Here is an 18,020-nt window from a genome sequence, read left to right as displayed (position 1 = left end):
GATAGTTAAATTTGATTTTATATTTCATGAAAGCGACCTACAAAAAATACATTTTAGAATTTAAACGTCCCAGCGGTACTTCCAGGGGTATAATGACCCAAAAAGAAACCTTCTTTATTATTTTGGAACAGGATAAAGAATTTGGAATTGGGGAATGCGGTATTTTAAGGGGATTAAGTATTGATGATGTTCCTGATTATGAGGAAAGACTAAAATGGACCTGTAATAATATTCATTTGGGAAAAAATGCTTTGTGGGAAGCCTTAGTGAATTATCCCAGCATTCAGTTTGGGGTAGAACAGGCCTTTTTATCCCTAAATGCCAATGATCCTTTTTTGCTTTATACTTCTGAATTCACCGAAAACATTCAACCAATAGCCATAAATGGATTGATTTGGATGGGGGATGAGCATTTTATGCATCAACAGATTCAGCAGAAACTTAGGGAAGGCTTCACGTGTATTAAATTGAAAATTGGAGCGATCGATTTCGAGAAAGAAATTGCCCTATTGGCATCCATTAGAAATAAATATAGTGAAAAGGAAATAGAATTGAGGGTGGATGCCAATGGTGCATTTATCCCTGACCAGGCCATGCTTCAATTGGAACGCCTTTCCCAATTTGGTCTACACTCCATTGAACAACCTATCAAGGCAGGCAATCCTAACGAAATGAAGGAATTGTGTTCAATGTCGCCAATCCCCATAGCCTTGGACGAGGAACTGATCGGGATTACGGATGTAACGGAAAAGGAGAAATTGCTACAAATAATAAATCCCGCCTATATAATCCTTAAACCAAGTTTAATCGGTGGATTTAAGGGAAGTATGGAATGGATCAAAATTGCGGAAAAATTAAATGTAAAATGGTGGGTTACCAGTGCGCTGGAAAGTAACATTGGTCTTAATGCCATAGCCCAGTGGACCTATACTTTGGATAATCGTTTACCACAGGGATTAGGTACCGGAGGTTTATATACCAATAATTTTGAATGTCCGTTAAGAGTTAAAAATGGATCGATATTCTATGATAAAAACAAGAATTGGGAAAATAATTTAATTGAGAATATATGTATATAGAACAGGGATATAAAGGGAACCATGAATCGTGGCGATATCTAGTTGGGGTTTTGATCATATTTATTGGCTGGCAACTTTTGGGGTCCATTCCACTACTTGGCGTCATCATAGTAAAGTCACTAGGAGGGGAAACCTTTCCCACGGATGTTGCTGGGATGTCCAAAATGGTGGGAAGCAACCTCTTCCTGTTCTTAATGTTGATTTCTTTTGTTTTTGGTCTTTTGGCCACATTTCTTACCACAAAATTTGTCCATCGGCAAAGTATAGTTTCGCTGACTACAAGTAGAAATAATATAGATTGGAAAAGAGTGTTTTTTGCCTTTGGTCTTTGGGGTTTCATAACCATTTTCCTTACGGGACTGGATATATTATTGTCCCCTGAGGATTACGTCCTAAATTTTAAGGTGGTGCCCTTTATTTTATTGTGCCTTATTTCTATTTTATTGATTCCTCTCCAAACCAGTTTTGAAGAATATTTTATGAGGGGATATCTGATGCAGGGTATTGGTTTAATGTCCGGCAAAAGATGGGTTCCCTTGGTAATCACCTCCATGATTTTTGGGTTGTTACACCTTTTTAATCCTGAGGTTGAAAAATTGGGATATGGAATAATGGTCTATTATATTGGCACTGGATTCTTTTTAGGGATATTGACCCTAATGGATGAAGGATTGGAATTGGCCATTGGTTTTCATGCTGCCAATAATTTATTGACCGCACTTTTGGTGACCGCGGATTGGACCGCTTTCCAGACCGAATCTCTTTACAGGGATATATCCGAACCTAAATTAGGCTGGGATGTATTTTTGCCCGTTTTGGTAATTTATCCAATTCTCCTGTATGTATTCTCCAAAAAATACGGCTGGACCAATTGGAAGGATCGCCTTACAGGTGATGTGAAAAGCCCTGAATCGGTACAATTAATAGAAGAAGGTGAATCCAAGCTATAAAAATATCCACCCTAAATTCAAATTCAACCAAGTCCATTACGATTTTGGAGATTTAAAGGAACTTGCTTATAGCCTTGTCAAGGAGGGACAGGAGTATGAAAAAGCCATTGGAAATTTTCTGATGGATTGGCTGGATGATTCAGACTCCCTAGAAGTCCGCACCTCTGGATCCACAGGTGTCCCCAAAACAATTGCCCTGAAAAAGGAACACATGGTCAATTCCGCTTTGGCCACAGGAACATTCTTTAAAATGGGCCCTGGAACAAAAGCCCTTCAATGTTTGTCCGCCGATTATATTGCTGGTAAAATGATGTTGATCAGGGCCATGGTACTTGGCTGGGTAATAGACACGGTGGAACCCTCTTCCAATCCTTTGCAGTTCACTTCCAAACACTACGACTTTGTGGCTATGGTTCCTTTACAGGTAAAAGGCTCCATATCAAATTTAGAGCAAATAAACACTTTAATAATTGGGGGAGCACCTATTTCACCTGAATTAAAATCAGATCTGAACAAGGTAAATACGCATGTTTTTGAAACCTATGGTATGACCGAGTCCATTACCCATATAGCCGTAAAGGAGCTTGCCAAAGGTTCGGAGGATTTCAATTTTAAGTCCCTTCCTGATGTAGTTCTTTCTAAGGACCATAGGGATTGCCTGGTAATCAAAGCCCCTAAAGTTTCCGATACTGTTATAGTTACCAATGATTTGGTAAACCTAATATCTTCTACTGAGTTTCAATGGTTGGGCAGGTATGACAATGTTATTAATTCTGGGGGAGTAAAAATAATTCCAGAACTATTGGAAAATAAGTTGTCGTCTTTGATCAAATCCAGATTTTTTGTGGCGGGCATCCCTGATCCGAATTTGGGACAAAAACTCATATTGGTGGTAGAAGGTAATGTAGATGCGAATCAACTGTCAATAGATATAAAATCCCATAGCTCAATCACTAAATTTGAAATTCCCAAAGCAATATTTAGTGTACCCCAGTTTGTGGAGACAGGTAGTGGAAAGGTAAATAGAGTGGTATCCTTAGGAACATTGAAATTAGAATAGTTTTTTACTTGACCTGATTGATGTCTCTAATCCCATAGCCTATTACCAAATTATCCCAGTGCTACATTAAAACATTGGTACACTTTCAAATCATCAAATCATCAAATCATCAAATTCCTAAACCTGTACCACCCCCATATTAAAGGGCTTTTCAATAGGGGCATGGTTTGCCGCCTCAATACCCATAGATATCCATTTGCGAGTGTCCAAAGGATCTATCACAGCATCCGTCCATAAGCGCGAAGCTGCATAATAGGGAGATATTTGGTTGTCATATCGTTCTTTTATTTTATTAAAAAGTTCGTTTTCCTGAGCCTCCGTTATTTTCTCGCCTTTCTTCTTTAGGGAAGCTGTTTCTATCTGTAGTAACACTTTGGCGGCAGAATTACCACTCATTACCGCCAATTCGGCACTGGGCCAAGCTACAATTAATCTTGGGTCGTAGGCCTTTCCGCACATGGCATAATTTCCCGCTCCGTAACTATTGCCTACAATAACAGTGAATTTAGGTACTACAGAATTACTCACCGCATTAACCATTTTTGCACCGTCCTTAATTATACCTCCATGTTCACTTTTACTCCCAACCATAAACCCGGTTACGTCCTGTAAAAAAACCAAGGGAATTTTCTTTTGGTTGCAGTTGGCAATAAAACGCGTGGCCTTATCAGCAGAATCGGAATAGATGACCCCTCCAAACTGCATTTCCCCATTTTTGGTCTTTACCACTTTGCGTTGGTTGGCAACGATACCCACTGCCCATCCATCTATGCGGGCATATCCAGTAAGTATAGTTTTTCCATAACCTTCCTTGTATTGTTCAAAATCGGAATTATCTACCAGGCGATTTATAATTTCTAACATATCGTACTGTTCGGCCCTCGATTTTGGAATTAAACCATAAATATCCTCTTCCTTTTCCTTGGGTTTTGCGCTAGTTACCCTATTGTATCCTGCCTTATCATAGTCGCCTATTTTTCCCATAATGTTCTTAATGGTATCCAAAGCGTCTTTGTCGTCCTTCGCCTTGTAATCCGTTACTCCACTAATTTCACAATGAGTTGTGGCACCTCCCAAGGTTTCATTATCGATTACTTCCCCAATCGCGGCTTTTACCAAATAGCTTCCGGCCAAAAAAATACTCCCTGTTTTATCAACTATCAATGCCTCATCGCTCATAATGGGGAGATAAGCCCCTCCTGCAACACAACTGCCCATAACAGCTGAAATTTGGGTGATTCCCATACTGCTCATTACAGCATTGTTTCTAAAAATCCTGCCAAAATGTTCCTTGTCCGGAAATATTTCGTCCTGCATTGGAAGGTATACACCAGCACTATCCACTAGGTAAATAATGGGCAAGCGATTTTCAATGGAAATTTCTTGGGCCCTTAGGTTCTTTTTTGCCGTGATAGGAAACCATGCCCCTGCTTTTACCGTGGCATCATTGGCAACAACAATGCATTGTTTTCCCTGTACATAACCAATTTTTACCACAACACCTCCAGAGGGGCATCCGCCATGGGCCTCGTACATACCATCACCAACAAAAGCCCCGATTTCTATGGCCTCCTTTCCTTTATCCAAAAGATAATCGATACGCTCCCTGGCAGTTAATTTACCTTGGGCATGCTGCTTTTCCAACCTGCTTTTTCCGCCTCCGAGTTTTACCTTGGCCAGTTTATGTTTTAATGCTGATAATAGTAATTTATTGTGGTCTTCGTTTTTGTTGAAGTTGATATCCATGTTGAGACGCCTTTCTTTTGCGCAATAAAGATAAGGAGTTATATTTATTAACTTTAACTAAATTATATTCTAAATGGGTGAAAAAGTAAGATGGGGAATTATCGGATTGGGCAATATAGCCCGTAATTTTGTCAAGGACCTTGCTCTGGTCAATGAAGCTCAAATATACGCGGCAGCCTCTAGAAATTTGGAAAAGGCCAATGGGTTTGCCAACGAATATAATATTCCAAATGCCTTTGGGAGTTATAAGGAACTTTTGGAGTGTAAGGAAATAGATGCGGTCTATATTGCTACACCGCACACTTCCCATTGCGAGCTATCCATAATGGCTATGGAACATGGCAAGCATGTACTATGTGAAAAACCAATGGGGATAAATAGGGTAGAGGTCGAAAAAATGATAGTGGCAGCCCAACTAAACAAGGTTTTTTTAATGGAAGCCCTATGGAGCAGGTTTAATCCGTCCATTCTGAAGGTAAAGCAGTTGGTAGAAACTGGGGATATTGGTCCATTAGCTTATCTACATGCGGATTTTGCGTTTTATGCTATGGATCGTGATATTAAGGGAAGAGTGCTAAATCCTGAACTTGCTGGAGGTTCTTTATTGGATATAGGTATTTATCCTATTTTCCTTGCCTATTTACTTCTTGGCAAACCGGACCAGATTTTAGCAACATCCAACTTTCATGGTAATGGCACAGAAATACAGACTTCAATGATCTTTAAATACCCCAAGGCCCAGGCCATTTTATATTCAGGGTTTACAAGCAGATCCGAAATGAAGGCGGAAATATCAGGAGAAAAGGGGAGCATATATATTCCTACGAGGTGGCACGAGGCTCAAGGTTATATCGTTGAAAAAAATAGTGAAAAAGAAGAGTTCAGCTTACCAACTACCGGAAGGGGATATTTTTACGAAATTAAGGAGGTTAATGACTGCATCAACCACGGCAAATTGGAAAGCAGTCTCTGGAGCCATCAGAATAGTTTGGATTTAATAAGCTTAATGGACACCGTGAGAAAACAAAATGGGATTGTATTTCCATTTGAGGAATAAAAGGTTAAACCACAAGGGAATACCTGAACCCCTTTTAGGTAACAATCCAAGGGTAGTGGTATAAAACTAGGAACCCCAATAAACAGGCGGGATTCGTTCGACTATCGTATTTCAATGAGCCTGCGGCTTCTAAAATACGTGTTTCAGGAATAAAGTTTTTTTGTAAAATGACAAATTCTTGCAAAATTTACGATATTTGAGGCTCTACAAACCAAACCAGTTAAAAAATGGGAATGAATAAGAATACAGTGCTTGCATGGGCAACCTTTATAATGATAATTGTAGGTCTTTCGCTTATAGCGTTAGGTGCTTTTAGATACGATGATGTTGCCGGATGGGGATTTGCCTCGGTTGGAATAGGTTTCTTTGCAATTGCATGGGTATTTAACGCACTAAAGGGTAGAGTATAGTCTCCCTATAAGGTTTTAGCGATTTGAAAAATTGAGGGCTATCCTGGCACCATATTAGCCAAATTAGGGTGTAATGACTGCAAGCAACTGGCCTGACATTTTAAATTCAAATAATCACAATTAATAATATACATATAATATGTCGGACGATAAGAAAGTCATTTTCTCCATGTCTGGGGTTACAAAAACGTACAAAACTGCCAATACCCCAGTATTAAAGAATATTTATTTAAGCTTCTTTTACGGAGCTAAGATCGGAATTTTAGGTCTTAATGGTTCAGGTAAATCTACTCTGCTCAAGATAATTGCTGGAGTGGATAAAAACTTTCAGGGAGATGTAGTTTTTTCCCCAGGTTATAAAGTGGGTTATTTGGAACAGGAGCCAGAGTTGGACGAGAACAAGACCGTTTTGGAGGTAGTCAAAGAAGGCGTGGCAGAAACCGTGGCCATTCTGGACGAATACAATAAGATCAATGATATGTTCGGGCTTCCAGAGGTATATGAGGATGCGGATAAAATGCAAAAACTCATGGATAAGCAGGCCGAACTTCAGGATAGAATAGATGCTACCAATGCTTGGGAGCTGGACAACAAATTGGAAGTTGCCATGGATGCCTTGCGCACCCCGGATTCCGATAAGAAAATCGGAATACTTTCCGGAGGTGAAAGAAGGCGTGTTGCCCTGTGCAGATTATTGTTGCAGGAACCTGAAATTTTGTTGTTGGATGAGCCAACAAACCATTTGGATGCCGAATCAGTCCACTGGTTGGAGCATCATTTAGCCGAGTATAAAGGAACTGTAATTGCAGTTACCCATGATAGGTATTTCTTGGATAATGTGGCAGGATGGATCTTGGAATTGGATAGGGGTGAGGGTATACCGTGGAAAGGGAATTACTCCAGTTGGTTGGACCAAAAATCCAAGCGTATGGCCCAAGAAAGTAAAACGGCTTCCAAAAGACAGAAAATACTGGAAAGGGAGTTGGATTGGGTTAGACAAGGGGCCAAGGGTAGACAGACCAAACAAAAGGCCCGTTTGCAGAACTATGACAAATTAATGAGCCAGGACCAGAAACAACTGGATGAGAAACTGGAGATCTATATCCCTAATGGACCTCGGTTGGGGACCAATGTAATAGAAGCTAAGGGTGTAAGTAAGGCATACGGGGATAAATTGCTGTATGAGGACTTGAATTTTAAATTACCACAGGCGGGTATTGTGGGAATTATAGGTCCGAACGGGGCTGGTAAAACTACTATTTTCCGTATGATTATGGGTGAGGAACAACCTGATAAAGGGGAGTTTGTAGTAGGGGAAACGGCTAAAATCGCTTATGTGGACCAGAGTCATTCCAATATTGATCCCAATAAGACTATCTGGCAGAATTTTAGTGATGAGCAAGAACTTATAATGATGGGCGGTAGGCAGGTAAATTCCAGGGCCTATTTAAGTAGATTCAATTTTTCCGGAAGCGAGCAAAATAAAAAAGTGGATATGCTTTCCGGTGGGGAGCGTAACCGTCTGCATTTGGCCATGACCCTCAAAGAAGAGGGCAACGTGCTACTTTTGGATGAGCCAACCAACGATTTGGACGTTAACACCCTAAGAGCTTTGGAAGAAGGCTTGGAGAATTTTGCCGGATGTGCCGTGGTCATTTCCCACGACAGGTGGTTCTTGGATAGAATTTGTACCCATATCCTGTCATTTGAAGGTGATTCCCAAGTGTATTTCTTTGAGGGATCATTCTCTGAATACGAAGAAAATAAAAAGAAACGTTTAGGGGGCGATTTAATCCCTAAGCGATTAAAGTATAAAAAGTTGGTACGCTAATTCGACTGATTGATTTAACAATACGCTGTTTCCATAATTTTTGTGGCAACAGCGTATTTTTTTATTAATTGAGACCTATAGTTTAAGGTGGGTTGGACTTAAGTTTAATTTTGAACTGCTTATTATCACTTTTTCTAATATAATGTTTCTGTCTTCTAAACAGAGGACAAAAAAATCTTAAGACGCTATTGTGACATACTTTTAAAACATTAGTTTTAAGGTATATAATAAAGACGACTATGGTAGAGAGATAGCTATAGTTTTAGGTTATAAATTGAAGGTTTCCAAGTAGTCATTTCGAATGAATATGAGAAACCTAAGGCTCGCGAATACCCCTAAAATCAATATGGCATGAGTTAAAGCGCGCATGTTGCTCTCGACCAGTATGTGAGACTTCTCGTCGTCCCGAAAAGGGGCTCTGTCGAAGTGACTACAGTTGGAAAGCATTACCCTAAATAACTCTTTACCATCAAAAATTAATTGAATTTACCCTAATAATCTTCCTTGGGATACCAATCCAACTGTACTACTTCAATATTGGGATTCTTATCGTTCACTAATTGTTTGAATTTAGCAACATCGCCAACATCCGGTTTTCCTCTATAATGATAAGGATAAACCTGTTTGGGTTTGAATTCCAACACAGCGTCTGCGGCACTTTCTACGGTCATGGTATAGGGAAGGTTCATGCAAACAAAGGCTTTGTCAATATCTTGCAAGGCCCGCATTTCTGGGATATCCTCAGTATCACCGGCAAAATAAATACGTTGATTATTCTTAGAGAGTACATAACCGTTACCTCGCCCTTTAATATGAAAATCCCTGGCTTCCTCTCTAAGGTTGTACATGGGTATGGCCTCTATGTTAATTCCGTAACGTTCTTTAGAGTCCCCATTATTTAAAATATCCAATTGGGGAGTAAATTCGGAAGGTATCTTATCTGCAACTGCTTGGGGGACCACAATTTTTGCTTTTTGGGTATTCAGTGCCTGCAAGGTTTCCAAACTGAAATGATCACCATGAATATCCGTAATCAATATCAGGTCTGGTTCCTTGATATTTACAAAGGCATCTTTCCCTCCAACGGGATCTATATAAATGACAGTACCATCCCAATCCAAAACCGCTGTAGCATGTTCAATGGGAATAATTTTTAGACCTAGAGTCTCTTTATCGGTACTAAGATTGACCGCTTGCTCATCAGGAATTGTCGATTTGGATTTTTCTTTGCATCCTATGGTCAATAATCCCGTCAACATGGTTAGTATTACAATGCATTTTAAATAGCGCATAATTAGAATATTTTAATTTAATAATAGTTCCATTTTAATATCACTCCTCGCGTAGGGGAGATTTATTTCGATCTCAGTTTGTTTGAAACCGTATTTTTTATAAATATAAAGGGCATTTTCCAACTTGGTGTTGGAATACAAAATTAATTTATTCCATTCGTTCTGTTTAGCGAGGTCAATGGCAAAGCCCAAGAGTGTCTGGCCAATTTTCAAACCCTGATAATTGGGATCTACCGCCATTTTGCCCAATTCAAATTCCTTGTCCCGTAATTTTAGCAGTGCAAAGCAACCTACTATTTCTTCATTGTATTGTGCAAAAAATATAAATCCTCCTTTATCAATAATGTTGGCATCACAATTTTCCAAAAGAATAGTATCCATTGGTTCCACATAAAAGTATTTTTCCAACCATACTATATTGAGGTCCTTAAACCTTGTAGCATAGCGCGATTCATAAGGAATTATATTTAAGGACATACCAGAAAAATGACTAGTTTTATAAAGTTAAGGTAATCATTCTGGATTCGCGGGAAGGAAGTTTAATTTTTTTTAACTAAAAAAATCTAAAATCCGAACTTGATCGTATATAGAGTGTTACAAACAAATAAATTTAAGGTTAAAAAAAAATTAAATAATTAATAATTACAATTATGACTGAAACAAAAAGCAATAATGGATTGAAGGTTATAGCGGGTTTATTGGGGGTAATTTTACTTGGTGTAATCATATACACCGTAAGTTTATACCAGGAGAAACAAAAGAACACTGCTATGCTTACAAAAGAAAAAGAATTGGTTGTTGAAGATTTGACCAGTTTAAAATCAGAGTACGACAAAGCGATCTTGGAAAGTAATGCTACCAATGAGGAATTGGTTTCTGCCAGGGACAATATTGCAAAATACATTGATTCCGTAAAAACAATGAAAGCCGATATTGCTAGTCTTTATCGTTACAGAAAGCAAGTAGGTATTTTAACCAAAGAAAGAGAGCAGTTGATTAGAAAAGTGGATTCTTTAACTAGATCCAATACTTTCTTGGCTATGCAGAGGGACAGTACTTTTGTTGAATTGGAAAAACAAACAGTTTTCAATGATTCATTGGTAGTACAAAACACTCAGTTGGCTGATGTGGTTGAAAAAGGTTCAGCTTTAAACCTTTCCAAATTTTCTGTAGATGCAGTTAAGGAAAGAAGCAGTGGTAAATTGGTTTCTACTTCCAGGGCTAAGGCTACAGATAAATTAAAAGTTTGTTTTACCGTTGCAGATAACGTTATTGCCCAAGCTGGTGACAGACAATTCTTTATTGAAGTATTGGATCCACAAGGTAATGTTTTAGGAGAAAGTTTCTCTAAAACAAGTGATTCAGGATCTTCTGTAACTTACAGCAAAGGAACCGATTTCTACTACGAAAACCGCTCTTTGGATGTATGTGATTTCATTAACAAACCAGCAAGTGAATTCCAAAAAGGGAACTACATGGTAAATGTGTATGATAACAGTCTAAAATTATTGGGAACTTCCAAGTTTCAATTAAAATAGTAAGTAACACTATCCATTTAACTAAAAAGGCCAATCTTTCGGGATTGGCCTTTTTTATTAATGAAACCCGTATTTCAAAAGCCGCAGGCGTAATGAAATGCGTTAGTCTAAACTATCCCCGCCTTATCGGCGAGGTTTCTCGTTTAATTACCCCTATACCTGGATGTGGATCTTAAAGGTGAGCTAGGGCTTGGCTTAGGATTTATTACCTTTATTAATTAAACCACTCCCACTGCAAAAGCGGGATATTTAGTTCTATTACCAAGAAGCTTACTTCAAGGGTTTTTTACGTGTTTTTATTTATGGACTGTAAATATCAATCCAAAGTACCTACCATATCCTCTGGTTTTACCCACTCATCGTAGTCCTCGGCGGAGACATATCCCAAATTAATAGCTTCTTCCCTCAAGGTAGTACCATTTTTATGGGCCGTATTGGCGATTTCCGCAGCCTTATAATAACCTATTTTGGTATTTAGGGCGGTAACCAACATTAAGGAGTTGTTTAATAGTTGCTTAATGACATCGTGATTAGGTTCTATGCCTACGGCACAATTTACATCAAAACTAACACAGGCATCTCCTATCAATTGTGCGGATTGCAATATGTTCGCCGCCATCATGGGCTTAAAAACATTTAGTTCGTAATGGCCTTGAGTACCGCCAACACTTATGGCAACGTCGTTCCCCATTACTTGTGCGCAGACCATAGTCAATGCTTCACATTGCGTTGGGTTAACTTTTCCCGGCATTATTGAACTACCAGGTTCGTTAGCTGGGATCATAATTTCACCAATCCCGGATCTAGGCCCTGAAGCCATCATTCTAATATCATTGGCTATTTTATTAAGGGATACGGCCAACTGCTTTAAGGCACCATGGGTTTCCACAATGGCATCGTGGGATGCTAGGGCCTCAAATTTATTATCTGCCGTTTTAAAAGGAAGCCCCGTAAATCTAGCTATATATTGAGAAACATATACGTCATAACCCTTTGGAGCATTTAAACCAGTTCCTACGGCAGTACCTCCAAGTGCCAATTCACTAAGGTGATCCATGGTGTTGTCCAAAGCTTTTAATCCGTGGTCCAATTGGGAAACATAGCCCGATATTTCTTGTCCCAAGGTTAGGGGAGTGGCATCCATTAAATGGGTACGTCCTATTTTTACCACCTTCGCAAATTCCTTCGCTTTTTTATCCAATGTATTTCTTAGTTGGGTAACCCCAGGTACCGTAACTTCAATAATCTTTTTATAGGCTGCAATATGCATCCCTGTTGGAAAAGTATCATTGGAGGATTGCGATTTGTTTACATCATCATTGGGTTGAATGGTTTTTTCACCTTCACCTATTTGTTTTCCTGCCAGTTCATGGGCCCTATTGGCGATAACTTCGTTTACGTTCATATTGCTTTGGGTTCCCGAACCGGTTTGCCAAATCACCAATGGAAATTGGTCATCATGCTTTCCCTCTAAAATTTCATCACAAACCTGGGCAATACGATCTCTTTTTTCTTCAGAAAGTACACCTAGTTCACAATTGGTATATGCCGCAGCTTTTTTTAAATAGGCAAATCCATAAACTACATCCAAAGGCATTGACGCCGCTGGGCCAATCTTAAAATTATTTCTAGAGCGTTCGGTCTGGGCTCCCCAATATTTGTCGGACGGCACTTTAACCTCGCCCATGGTATCCTTTTCTATACGGTATTCCATAATTTACATTGAGTTTATTGATAATTACAAATTTACATTTATCTAGTTAAGTATTAAAATATCTAAATGCTCAGGAGTTGGTTATCCCTGATCTAAAAATTTAGATTTTAACTCGGGAGTAGGAATCATACAGGCATCTTTTTTGCCGTACCATTTGTAGCGGTTTCTGGCAACGTAGTCGTACACCCAATTTCTAATATTTTCTGGAATCCATTCCAACAAGCTAATCAGTTGCCAGACACCACCAAAGGATTTGGCAATCTTTAGGGCAGCTGTAGATTTGGTATAATAGGCAACACCTGGTTCTATCAGAATAATGGAATCCACCATAGAGGTATCAATACCGCGTTCCAGCGTTAATTTTTGCCCTATTTCACTTTGTAGTGCGGCAAACTTAAAGGCATTGTTGGTGTCCCTTTTAATAACGTATTGAACGGAATTATTACAGAGGTTACAAACCCCGTCAAAGAGAATGATTTTATTGTTTTGTGTCATGTCAATTGTGGCCAACCACTTATTACGTTTTTCTTTCTACCAATTCCAGCTGGTCCACTGCTACATTGGTGGTAAAAATGCCATAATTTACTATGGCCTTATTTTTTTCCAAACTATCTATACTGCCCACAGCTTTGCCATCCATTAATCTAACGCGATCCCCGATTTTAAATACCGGGCGTGGCTTGTTTTTTTCTTTTACCTCTGCCTTCTTTTTTTCTACTTTTTTCTTTTCGCGGATTACCTCTACCTTTTTTATGACCTCCTGTTCCACTTTAGCCTTTTTTTCCTTTTGGGCCTTTACTTCTTTTACCGTTTGTTTTTTGCGCTTACTATTCTCGGTTTCTACGATACGTATTAATTCGGAAACCAAATTGCGCTTCTTTTTATCTTGAAAATATTTTTCTGCAGCCGTATTTACCTTATTTCCCAAATAGATCATCCGCTGGTTGTGGTCATACAGTTCCTGATAGTTCTCCAGTTTGGATTTGATCTTGGAATTTAGGTCTTCTAATTTTTGGGCTTCCGTTCTAGCCTTGGACTCCTCTTCTTGTAGTCTGGAACCAGTCTTTGCCATCTTACTGCGCTCCTTTTGGAGTTTGGCTATAGTGGCATCAAAACGGACCTTGCCATGTTCAATTTTCTTTTTTGCCTTGTTGATAAGGCTATAGGGTATTCCATTTTTTTGCGCCACTTCAAAGGTGAAGGAGCTACCGGCCTGTCCCAAGACCAATTGATAGGTGGGTTCCAAAGATTTTCCATCAAATAGCATATTGGCATTTGTAACATGGGGCAATTCATTGGCCAACAGTTTAAGATTGGCATAATGGGTGGTAATTACACCATAGGCTCCCCTTTCGTAGAAAACCTCCAAGAAGGTCTCTGCCAATGCCCCGCCCAGTTCCGGGTCGCTTCCAGTACCAAATTCATCGATTAAAAATAAGGTCTTATCATTGCACTTTCGCAAAAAGTAATTCATGTTCTTTAAACGATAGCTATAGGTGCTGAGATGGTTTTCTATGGATTGGTTGTCGCCTATATCCGTCAGAACATTATCGAACAAACAAACTTTGGACCGCTCATGCACAGGAATCAAAAGGCCACTTTGCAGCATTACTTGTAAGAGGCCAATGGTTTTTAGGGTTATACTTTTACCCCCGGCATTGGGTCCAGAAATAACTATAATTCTGTTTTCGGGATGTAGGGCAATTGTTTGCGGATATGTTTTTTCCTTTTTGTATTTATTGCTCAAAAACAACAAAGGATGGTAGGCATCCCTAAGATAAAGCTCCCTATTATCACTTATTTCCGGTAAAAGGGCATCCATTTCCAAGGCATATTTTGCCTTTGATGCCGTAATGTCGATATGAACCAGAAAATCTTGATAAGCGTATAACTCAGGGGAAAAAGGCCGTATGCGATTGGTTAAGTCGTTCAATATTTTTTGAACCTCTTCTCTTTCCTCGAATTCCAGATTACCCAATTCCCTACTATATCTTAAAGTGGCCTCCGGTTCTATATAGACAATACTTCCGGTTTTGGAAGTTCCCATCACGGCTCCCTTTACTTTTTTTCGATACATGCTCTTTACGGCAAGAACACGTCTATTATCCACTACGGACTCCCTTATTTCATCCAAAAGTTCGGAAGCGTGGTAGGTATTCAGGGCCGTGGCAAAACTTTGGTTTATTTTGCCTTTTACAACGACCATTTGCGAACGGATATTTTGAAGGTTATTGGATGCATTATCCTTTATTTCTCCAAATTTATCAATAACAGCCTCTATATTTTTGGGGATGTCAGTGTTCAGGGTAATACCATCTGAAACAGCAAAAAGTAGGGGGTAGTATTCCTTAAATTTTATAAAAAATTTAATATGGGTAGCTACTGTTGTGCAAATGGAACCAATCTTCTTAAATCCACCCACTTCCAAGGTGGTATTCTCTATTTTAAGGAGCTTTAACTCTGGGTTAATGGTATCAAAGTTATGATTGGGTATCCTATTGTCGTTGGAGTAGGAGGCCAAATATTCGGAAGTCTGCCCCAAAACGTTCAATAATTCGGTTTTGTCGGATATTGGTTCCAAACCTAGTACTTGTTCTTTTCCGAGCTCGGTGGTACAACGGGCAGCCAACTGTAATAGAACGGTATTAAATTCTAAATCTTGAAGCGTTTTTGAACTTATTTTATTCATTTATTCAATTTTCCTTTCCATCAGGTTTTATAACCTTCAAAGGTAAGGAATAGGTGCAATATGGAAAGAAAGTAAAGCATGTATTTATTGCCCTGGCCCGCCTTTTTTAGTCCAAGGACTCCCGCCGTTCCCTGAAAATGAAAAGGAATGTTGGTTTCCAGAACAATATTTTTGGCATAGTATGTGTTTTATAGCTAGGACATTACAAAAGTGTTAAATAAAAACCTTAAAAACCACACCATGAAAAACCATAAATTAATACTTGGATATATTGGCATAAGCATATTATTAATGTCCTGTAGCGCCACCAATAATTTAACGATGGGCGCCACTGAACCGGCCATAGTGCATCTTCCCAAAGATATACAGAGAATAGGTATAATTAACAGAAGTTTGCCTTCTGAAGGGAATAAACAATTGGACAAAATTGATCAGATTTTGTCCGCCGAAGGGCTTAATCTTGATAGAAAAGGGGCTGAGGCGGCTCTAGATGCTCTATCGGACGAACTGGAAAGAACTGGACGGTTTGAAGAAATACTTGTTTTGGATAACGAAATGGAAATCAGGAAAGGCCTTGATGTCTTCCCGGCCAGCTTGTCCTGGGATGTTATAGAGGAGATTTGTGCGGCAAATGGTGTTGATGCTATCTTTTCCTTGGCATTTTACGATACGGATACACAGGTTTCCTATAAGCCATCTTTAATGCAGCTTCCCAACGCTTTGGGAGTTAAAGTGTCGGTACCGGCCCATGAAGTCACGCTCAACACCTTTATAAAAAATGGATGGCGCATTTACAACCCTCAAACTCGGCAAATTGTGGATGAATTTATGTACACCGACCACTTGGTATCGTCCGGAAGGGGTATTAATCCTATAAAAGCAATCGAAGCCGTAGCCCGTAGGAATGAGGCTGTTGAGGAGTTCAGTAAGAATATTGGTCATGCATATGGATCTAGACTATCCCCATACAAACATAGGATCAGCAGGGACTACTTTGTTCGTGGCACGGACAATTTCGTAGTGGCCAAAAGAAGGGCTCAAACCGGGGATTGGCAAGGAGCTGCCCAACTATGGGAAAGGGAACTGGATAATTCCAAGTCCAAAATTGCAGGCAGGGCCTGTTACAATATGGCAATAATAAATGAGATCAACGGAGATTTGAACGCTGCTATGGATTGGGCTTCAAAATCCTATGCGGATTACGATAATAAGGATGCCCTTAGATATTTGAATATTCTTAAATATAGAGTATCACAAAATGAACTCTTGGAGCAACAGGCTTCCCGGTAAATAGAAGCATAGGGTAAGGAATATATTTTAGGAATAAATCAACGAAAGAAAAGAGTTCAGCTTCCATAAAATGGGAATTGGACTCTTTTAGGTTTAGTGGGTGTTTTTCCAAGTTCAATACTGTTCCTACACCCTTCCAATACCACAAGAAAGGCCATTAATAAAAGAAGGGATTGCGTCAAAAAGAATGAAATAAGGGTCCAAATTCCATGTTTTTGGAAAAAAAGGACAATATTTTACCTATAAAATGAGTTTTACAAAGGTTATGATATTACGTCTAGTCTTTTTTTCGATTGAATTTAATTTACAAGGCATGAGCAAGTTTTGTACACATTTCTTTATGTTTGGTTTTCTGTTTTCAATGATAGGGTGCAGTCCTACCAAAGAAATAGTTCTTCAAACGATGGAGCCTTCACCTGTACTTATTTCCCAAAAAATTAAAAGGATAGGCATCATCAATAGGAGTGTACTTCCAAATGTGGAAGGACATGAAACAGGCCTTAATAGAATGGTGGCTGCCGAAGAGCAATGGCTTTCTGAGCAGGGCAGGGATGCTGCACTAACTGGATTGTTCAACGAGCTGTTAAAGGATAGCCGATTCAAAACTATTAAAATGCTCGATTCCGTACCTCAGGAGTTATTGAATTTTGATGCTGGAAACGATTCAATTTCTTGGGAACAGATTGAACAAATTTGCGACACCTACGATGTGGATGCCATTTTCTCAATGTCCTTTTTTGATGCTGAAACAACTGTGTCCCTTAAGAAAACATCTATGTTGCAACCTAATCTAATGCGAGTAAAGGTCAAGGTGCCTGCCCAAGAGATTACCTTGGAAACGCTTATAGAAAATGGTTGGAAGATATATTACCCAAATAGCAATGAAATCATTGACGAATTTGTTTTCAATGATCATATAGTCTCCATAGGTAAAGGCACTAATCCCATGGAGGCCTATAGGGCCATAGAGGGAAGAAAAGATACCTTAGTGGAACAGAGCATGACCACAGGCAGCAATTATGGTCTGCGATTATTACCCTATGAACACAGTGTAGAAAGGTTATATTTTGCACGTGGTAGCAACAACCTGGATTTGGCGGACAATCTTTTGGAAAACGGGGATTGGCAGGGAGCATCCCAACTTTGGGAAAAGGAATTGGACAATTCCAATCCAAAAATTGCAGGTAGGGCCTGTTATAATTTGGCGGTTATGAACGAAATCAATGGGGATTTGAAAAAGGCCATTGAATGGGCCTCAAAGTCACATTTGGATTATGACAACAAGGAAGCCCTTGAGTACTTGGATGTGCTTAAATTCAGGACGATACAGAATCAAATTTTGGAGCAACAGGTGTCACGATAAA

15 protein-coding genes are annotated in these 18,020 nt (G+C 39.3%); 9 read left to right on the top strand and 6 right to left on the bottom strand.

Annotation, left to right across the window (positions count from 1 at the left end):
* The first annotated feature begins 26 nt into the window (after positions 1–26).
* Genes MWU84_RS03555 through MWU84_RS03545 form a run of 3 tightly spaced genes read left to right on the top strand, consistent with a single transcriptional unit; the run spans position 27 to position 3,089 of the window.
* Positions 27–1,079 carry an o-succinylbenzoate synthase gene (locus MWU84_RS03555; RefSeq protein ID WP_246898335.1) on the top strand — a complete coding sequence of 351 codons (1,053 nt, stop codon included), beginning with the start codon at positions 27–29 and terminating at the stop codon, positions 1,077–1,079.
* Entirely contained in the window at positions 1,070–2,029 is a 960-nt protein-coding gene (locus MWU84_RS03550) for a type II CAAX endopeptidase family protein (RefSeq protein WP_246898331.1), read from the top strand. Before MWU84_RS03555 ends, MWU84_RS03550 begins: the two co-directional genes overlap by 10 nt.
* Positions 2,013–3,089: an AMP-binding protein gene (locus tag MWU84_RS03545; protein WP_246898329.1), complete on the top strand. Its 1,077-nt coding sequence runs from the start codon at positions 2,013–2,015 to the stop codon at positions 3,087–3,089. Before MWU84_RS03550 ends, MWU84_RS03545 begins: the two co-directional genes overlap by 17 nt.
* A gap of 117 nt (positions 3,090–3,206) precedes the next feature.
* On the opposite strand, the gene MWU84_RS03540 is transcribed toward MWU84_RS03545, so the two are convergent.
* The gene (locus tag MWU84_RS03540) at positions 3,207–4,835 is read right to left on the bottom strand and encodes a carboxyl transferase domain-containing protein (protein ID WP_246898326.1); all 1,629 of its coding nucleotides are present in this window, start codon (positions 4,833–4,835) and stop codon (positions 3,207–3,209) included.
* Between the two features lie 73 nt (positions 4,836–4,908).
* Here MWU84_RS03540 and MWU84_RS03535 point away from each other — a divergent pair, with 73 nt between their 5' ends.
* The 3 genes from MWU84_RS03535 (at position 4,909) to ettA (ending at position 8,133) form a co-directional block, all read left to right on the top strand.
* The gene (locus MWU84_RS03535; RefSeq protein WP_246898323.1) at positions 4,909–5,892 is read left to right on the top strand and encodes a Gfo/Idh/MocA family oxidoreductase; all 984 of its coding nucleotides are present in this window, start codon (positions 4,909–4,911) and stop codon (positions 5,890–5,892) included.
* A 227-nt stretch (positions 5,893–6,119) separates the two neighbouring features.
* Positions 6,120–6,302 carry a CAL67264 family membrane protein gene (locus MWU84_RS03530; RefSeq protein ID WP_031443882.1) on the top strand — a complete coding sequence of 61 codons (183 nt, stop codon included), beginning with the start codon at positions 6,120–6,122 and terminating at the stop codon, positions 6,300–6,302.
* 139 nt (positions 6,303–6,441) lie between these two features.
* A complete protein-coding gene (gene ettA / locus MWU84_RS03525) occupies positions 6,442–8,133 on the top strand; it encodes an energy-dependent translational throttle protein EttA (RefSeq protein WP_246898320.1) in 1,692 nt (563 codons plus the stop codon).
* A gap of 491 nt (positions 8,134–8,624) precedes the next feature.
* Here the strand turns inward: ettA and MWU84_RS03520 are convergent, their stop codons facing one another.
* Together MWU84_RS03520 and MWU84_RS03515 are read right to left on the bottom strand one after the other, a co-directional pair.
* On the bottom strand, positions 8,625–9,425 hold the full coding sequence (locus MWU84_RS03520; RefSeq protein WP_246898317.1) for an MBL fold metallo-hydrolase: 801 nt from the start codon (positions 9,423–9,425) through the stop codon (positions 8,625–8,627).
* A gap of 12 nt (positions 9,426–9,437) precedes the next feature.
* Complete coding sequence (locus MWU84_RS03515) at positions 9,438–9,902, bottom strand: GNAT family N-acetyltransferase (RefSeq protein WP_246898314.1); 465 nt, start codon at positions 9,900–9,902, stop codon at positions 9,438–9,440.
* 173 nt (positions 9,903–10,075) lie between these two features.
* On the opposite strand from MWU84_RS03515, the gene MWU84_RS03510 reads away from it, so the two are divergent.
* Positions 10,076–10,963 carry a hypothetical protein gene (locus tag MWU84_RS03510; RefSeq protein ID WP_246898311.1) on the top strand — a complete coding sequence of 296 codons (888 nt, stop codon included), beginning with the start codon at positions 10,076–10,078 and terminating at the stop codon, positions 10,961–10,963.
* Positions 10,964–11,279: 316 nt separating this feature from the next.
* Here the strand turns inward: MWU84_RS03510 and fumC are convergent, their stop codons facing one another.
* From fumC to MWU84_RS03495, 3 genes are all read right to left on the bottom strand, one after another.
* Positions 11,280–12,677 carry a class II fumarate hydratase gene (gene fumC / locus MWU84_RS03505; protein WP_246898308.1) on the bottom strand — a complete coding sequence of 466 codons (1,398 nt, stop codon included), beginning with the start codon at positions 12,675–12,677 and terminating at the stop codon, positions 11,280–11,282.
* Between the two features lie 81 nt (positions 12,678–12,758).
* The gene (locus MWU84_RS03500) at positions 12,759–13,172 is read right to left on the bottom strand and encodes a DCC1-like thiol-disulfide oxidoreductase family protein (protein ID WP_246898497.1); all 414 of its coding nucleotides are present in this window, start codon (positions 13,170–13,172) and stop codon (positions 12,759–12,761) included.
* A gap of 22 nt (positions 13,173–13,194) precedes the next feature.
* Positions 13,195–15,366, bottom strand: coding sequence for a DNA mismatch repair protein MutS (locus tag MWU84_RS03495; protein ID WP_246898304.1), 2,172 nt, complete (start codon positions 15,364–15,366; stop codon positions 13,195–13,197).
* Between the two features lie 240 nt (positions 15,367–15,606).
* Here MWU84_RS03495 and MWU84_RS03490 point away from each other — a divergent pair, with 240 nt between their 5' ends.
* Both MWU84_RS03490 and MWU84_RS03485 read left to right on the top strand, forming a co-directional pair.
* Entirely contained in the window at positions 15,607–16,656 is a 1,050-nt protein-coding gene (locus MWU84_RS03490; protein ID WP_246898301.1) for a DUF6340 family protein, read from the top strand.
* A 313-nt stretch (positions 16,657–16,969) separates the two neighbouring features.
* Entirely contained in the window at positions 16,970–18,019 is a 1,050-nt protein-coding gene (locus MWU84_RS03485; protein ID WP_246898299.1) for a DUF6340 family protein, read from the top strand.
* The last annotated feature ends 1 nt before the right edge of the window (position 18,020 follow it).

This window comes from Arenibacter sp. F20364, assembly GCF_023015905.1.
In the GTDB taxonomy this organism is placed as follows: Bacteria; Bacteroidota; Bacteroidia; order Flavobacteriales; family Flavobacteriaceae; genus Arenibacter.
The sequence above is the reverse complement of the archived record's forward strand: the minus strand, read 5'-3'. Positions and strand labels throughout refer to the sequence as shown.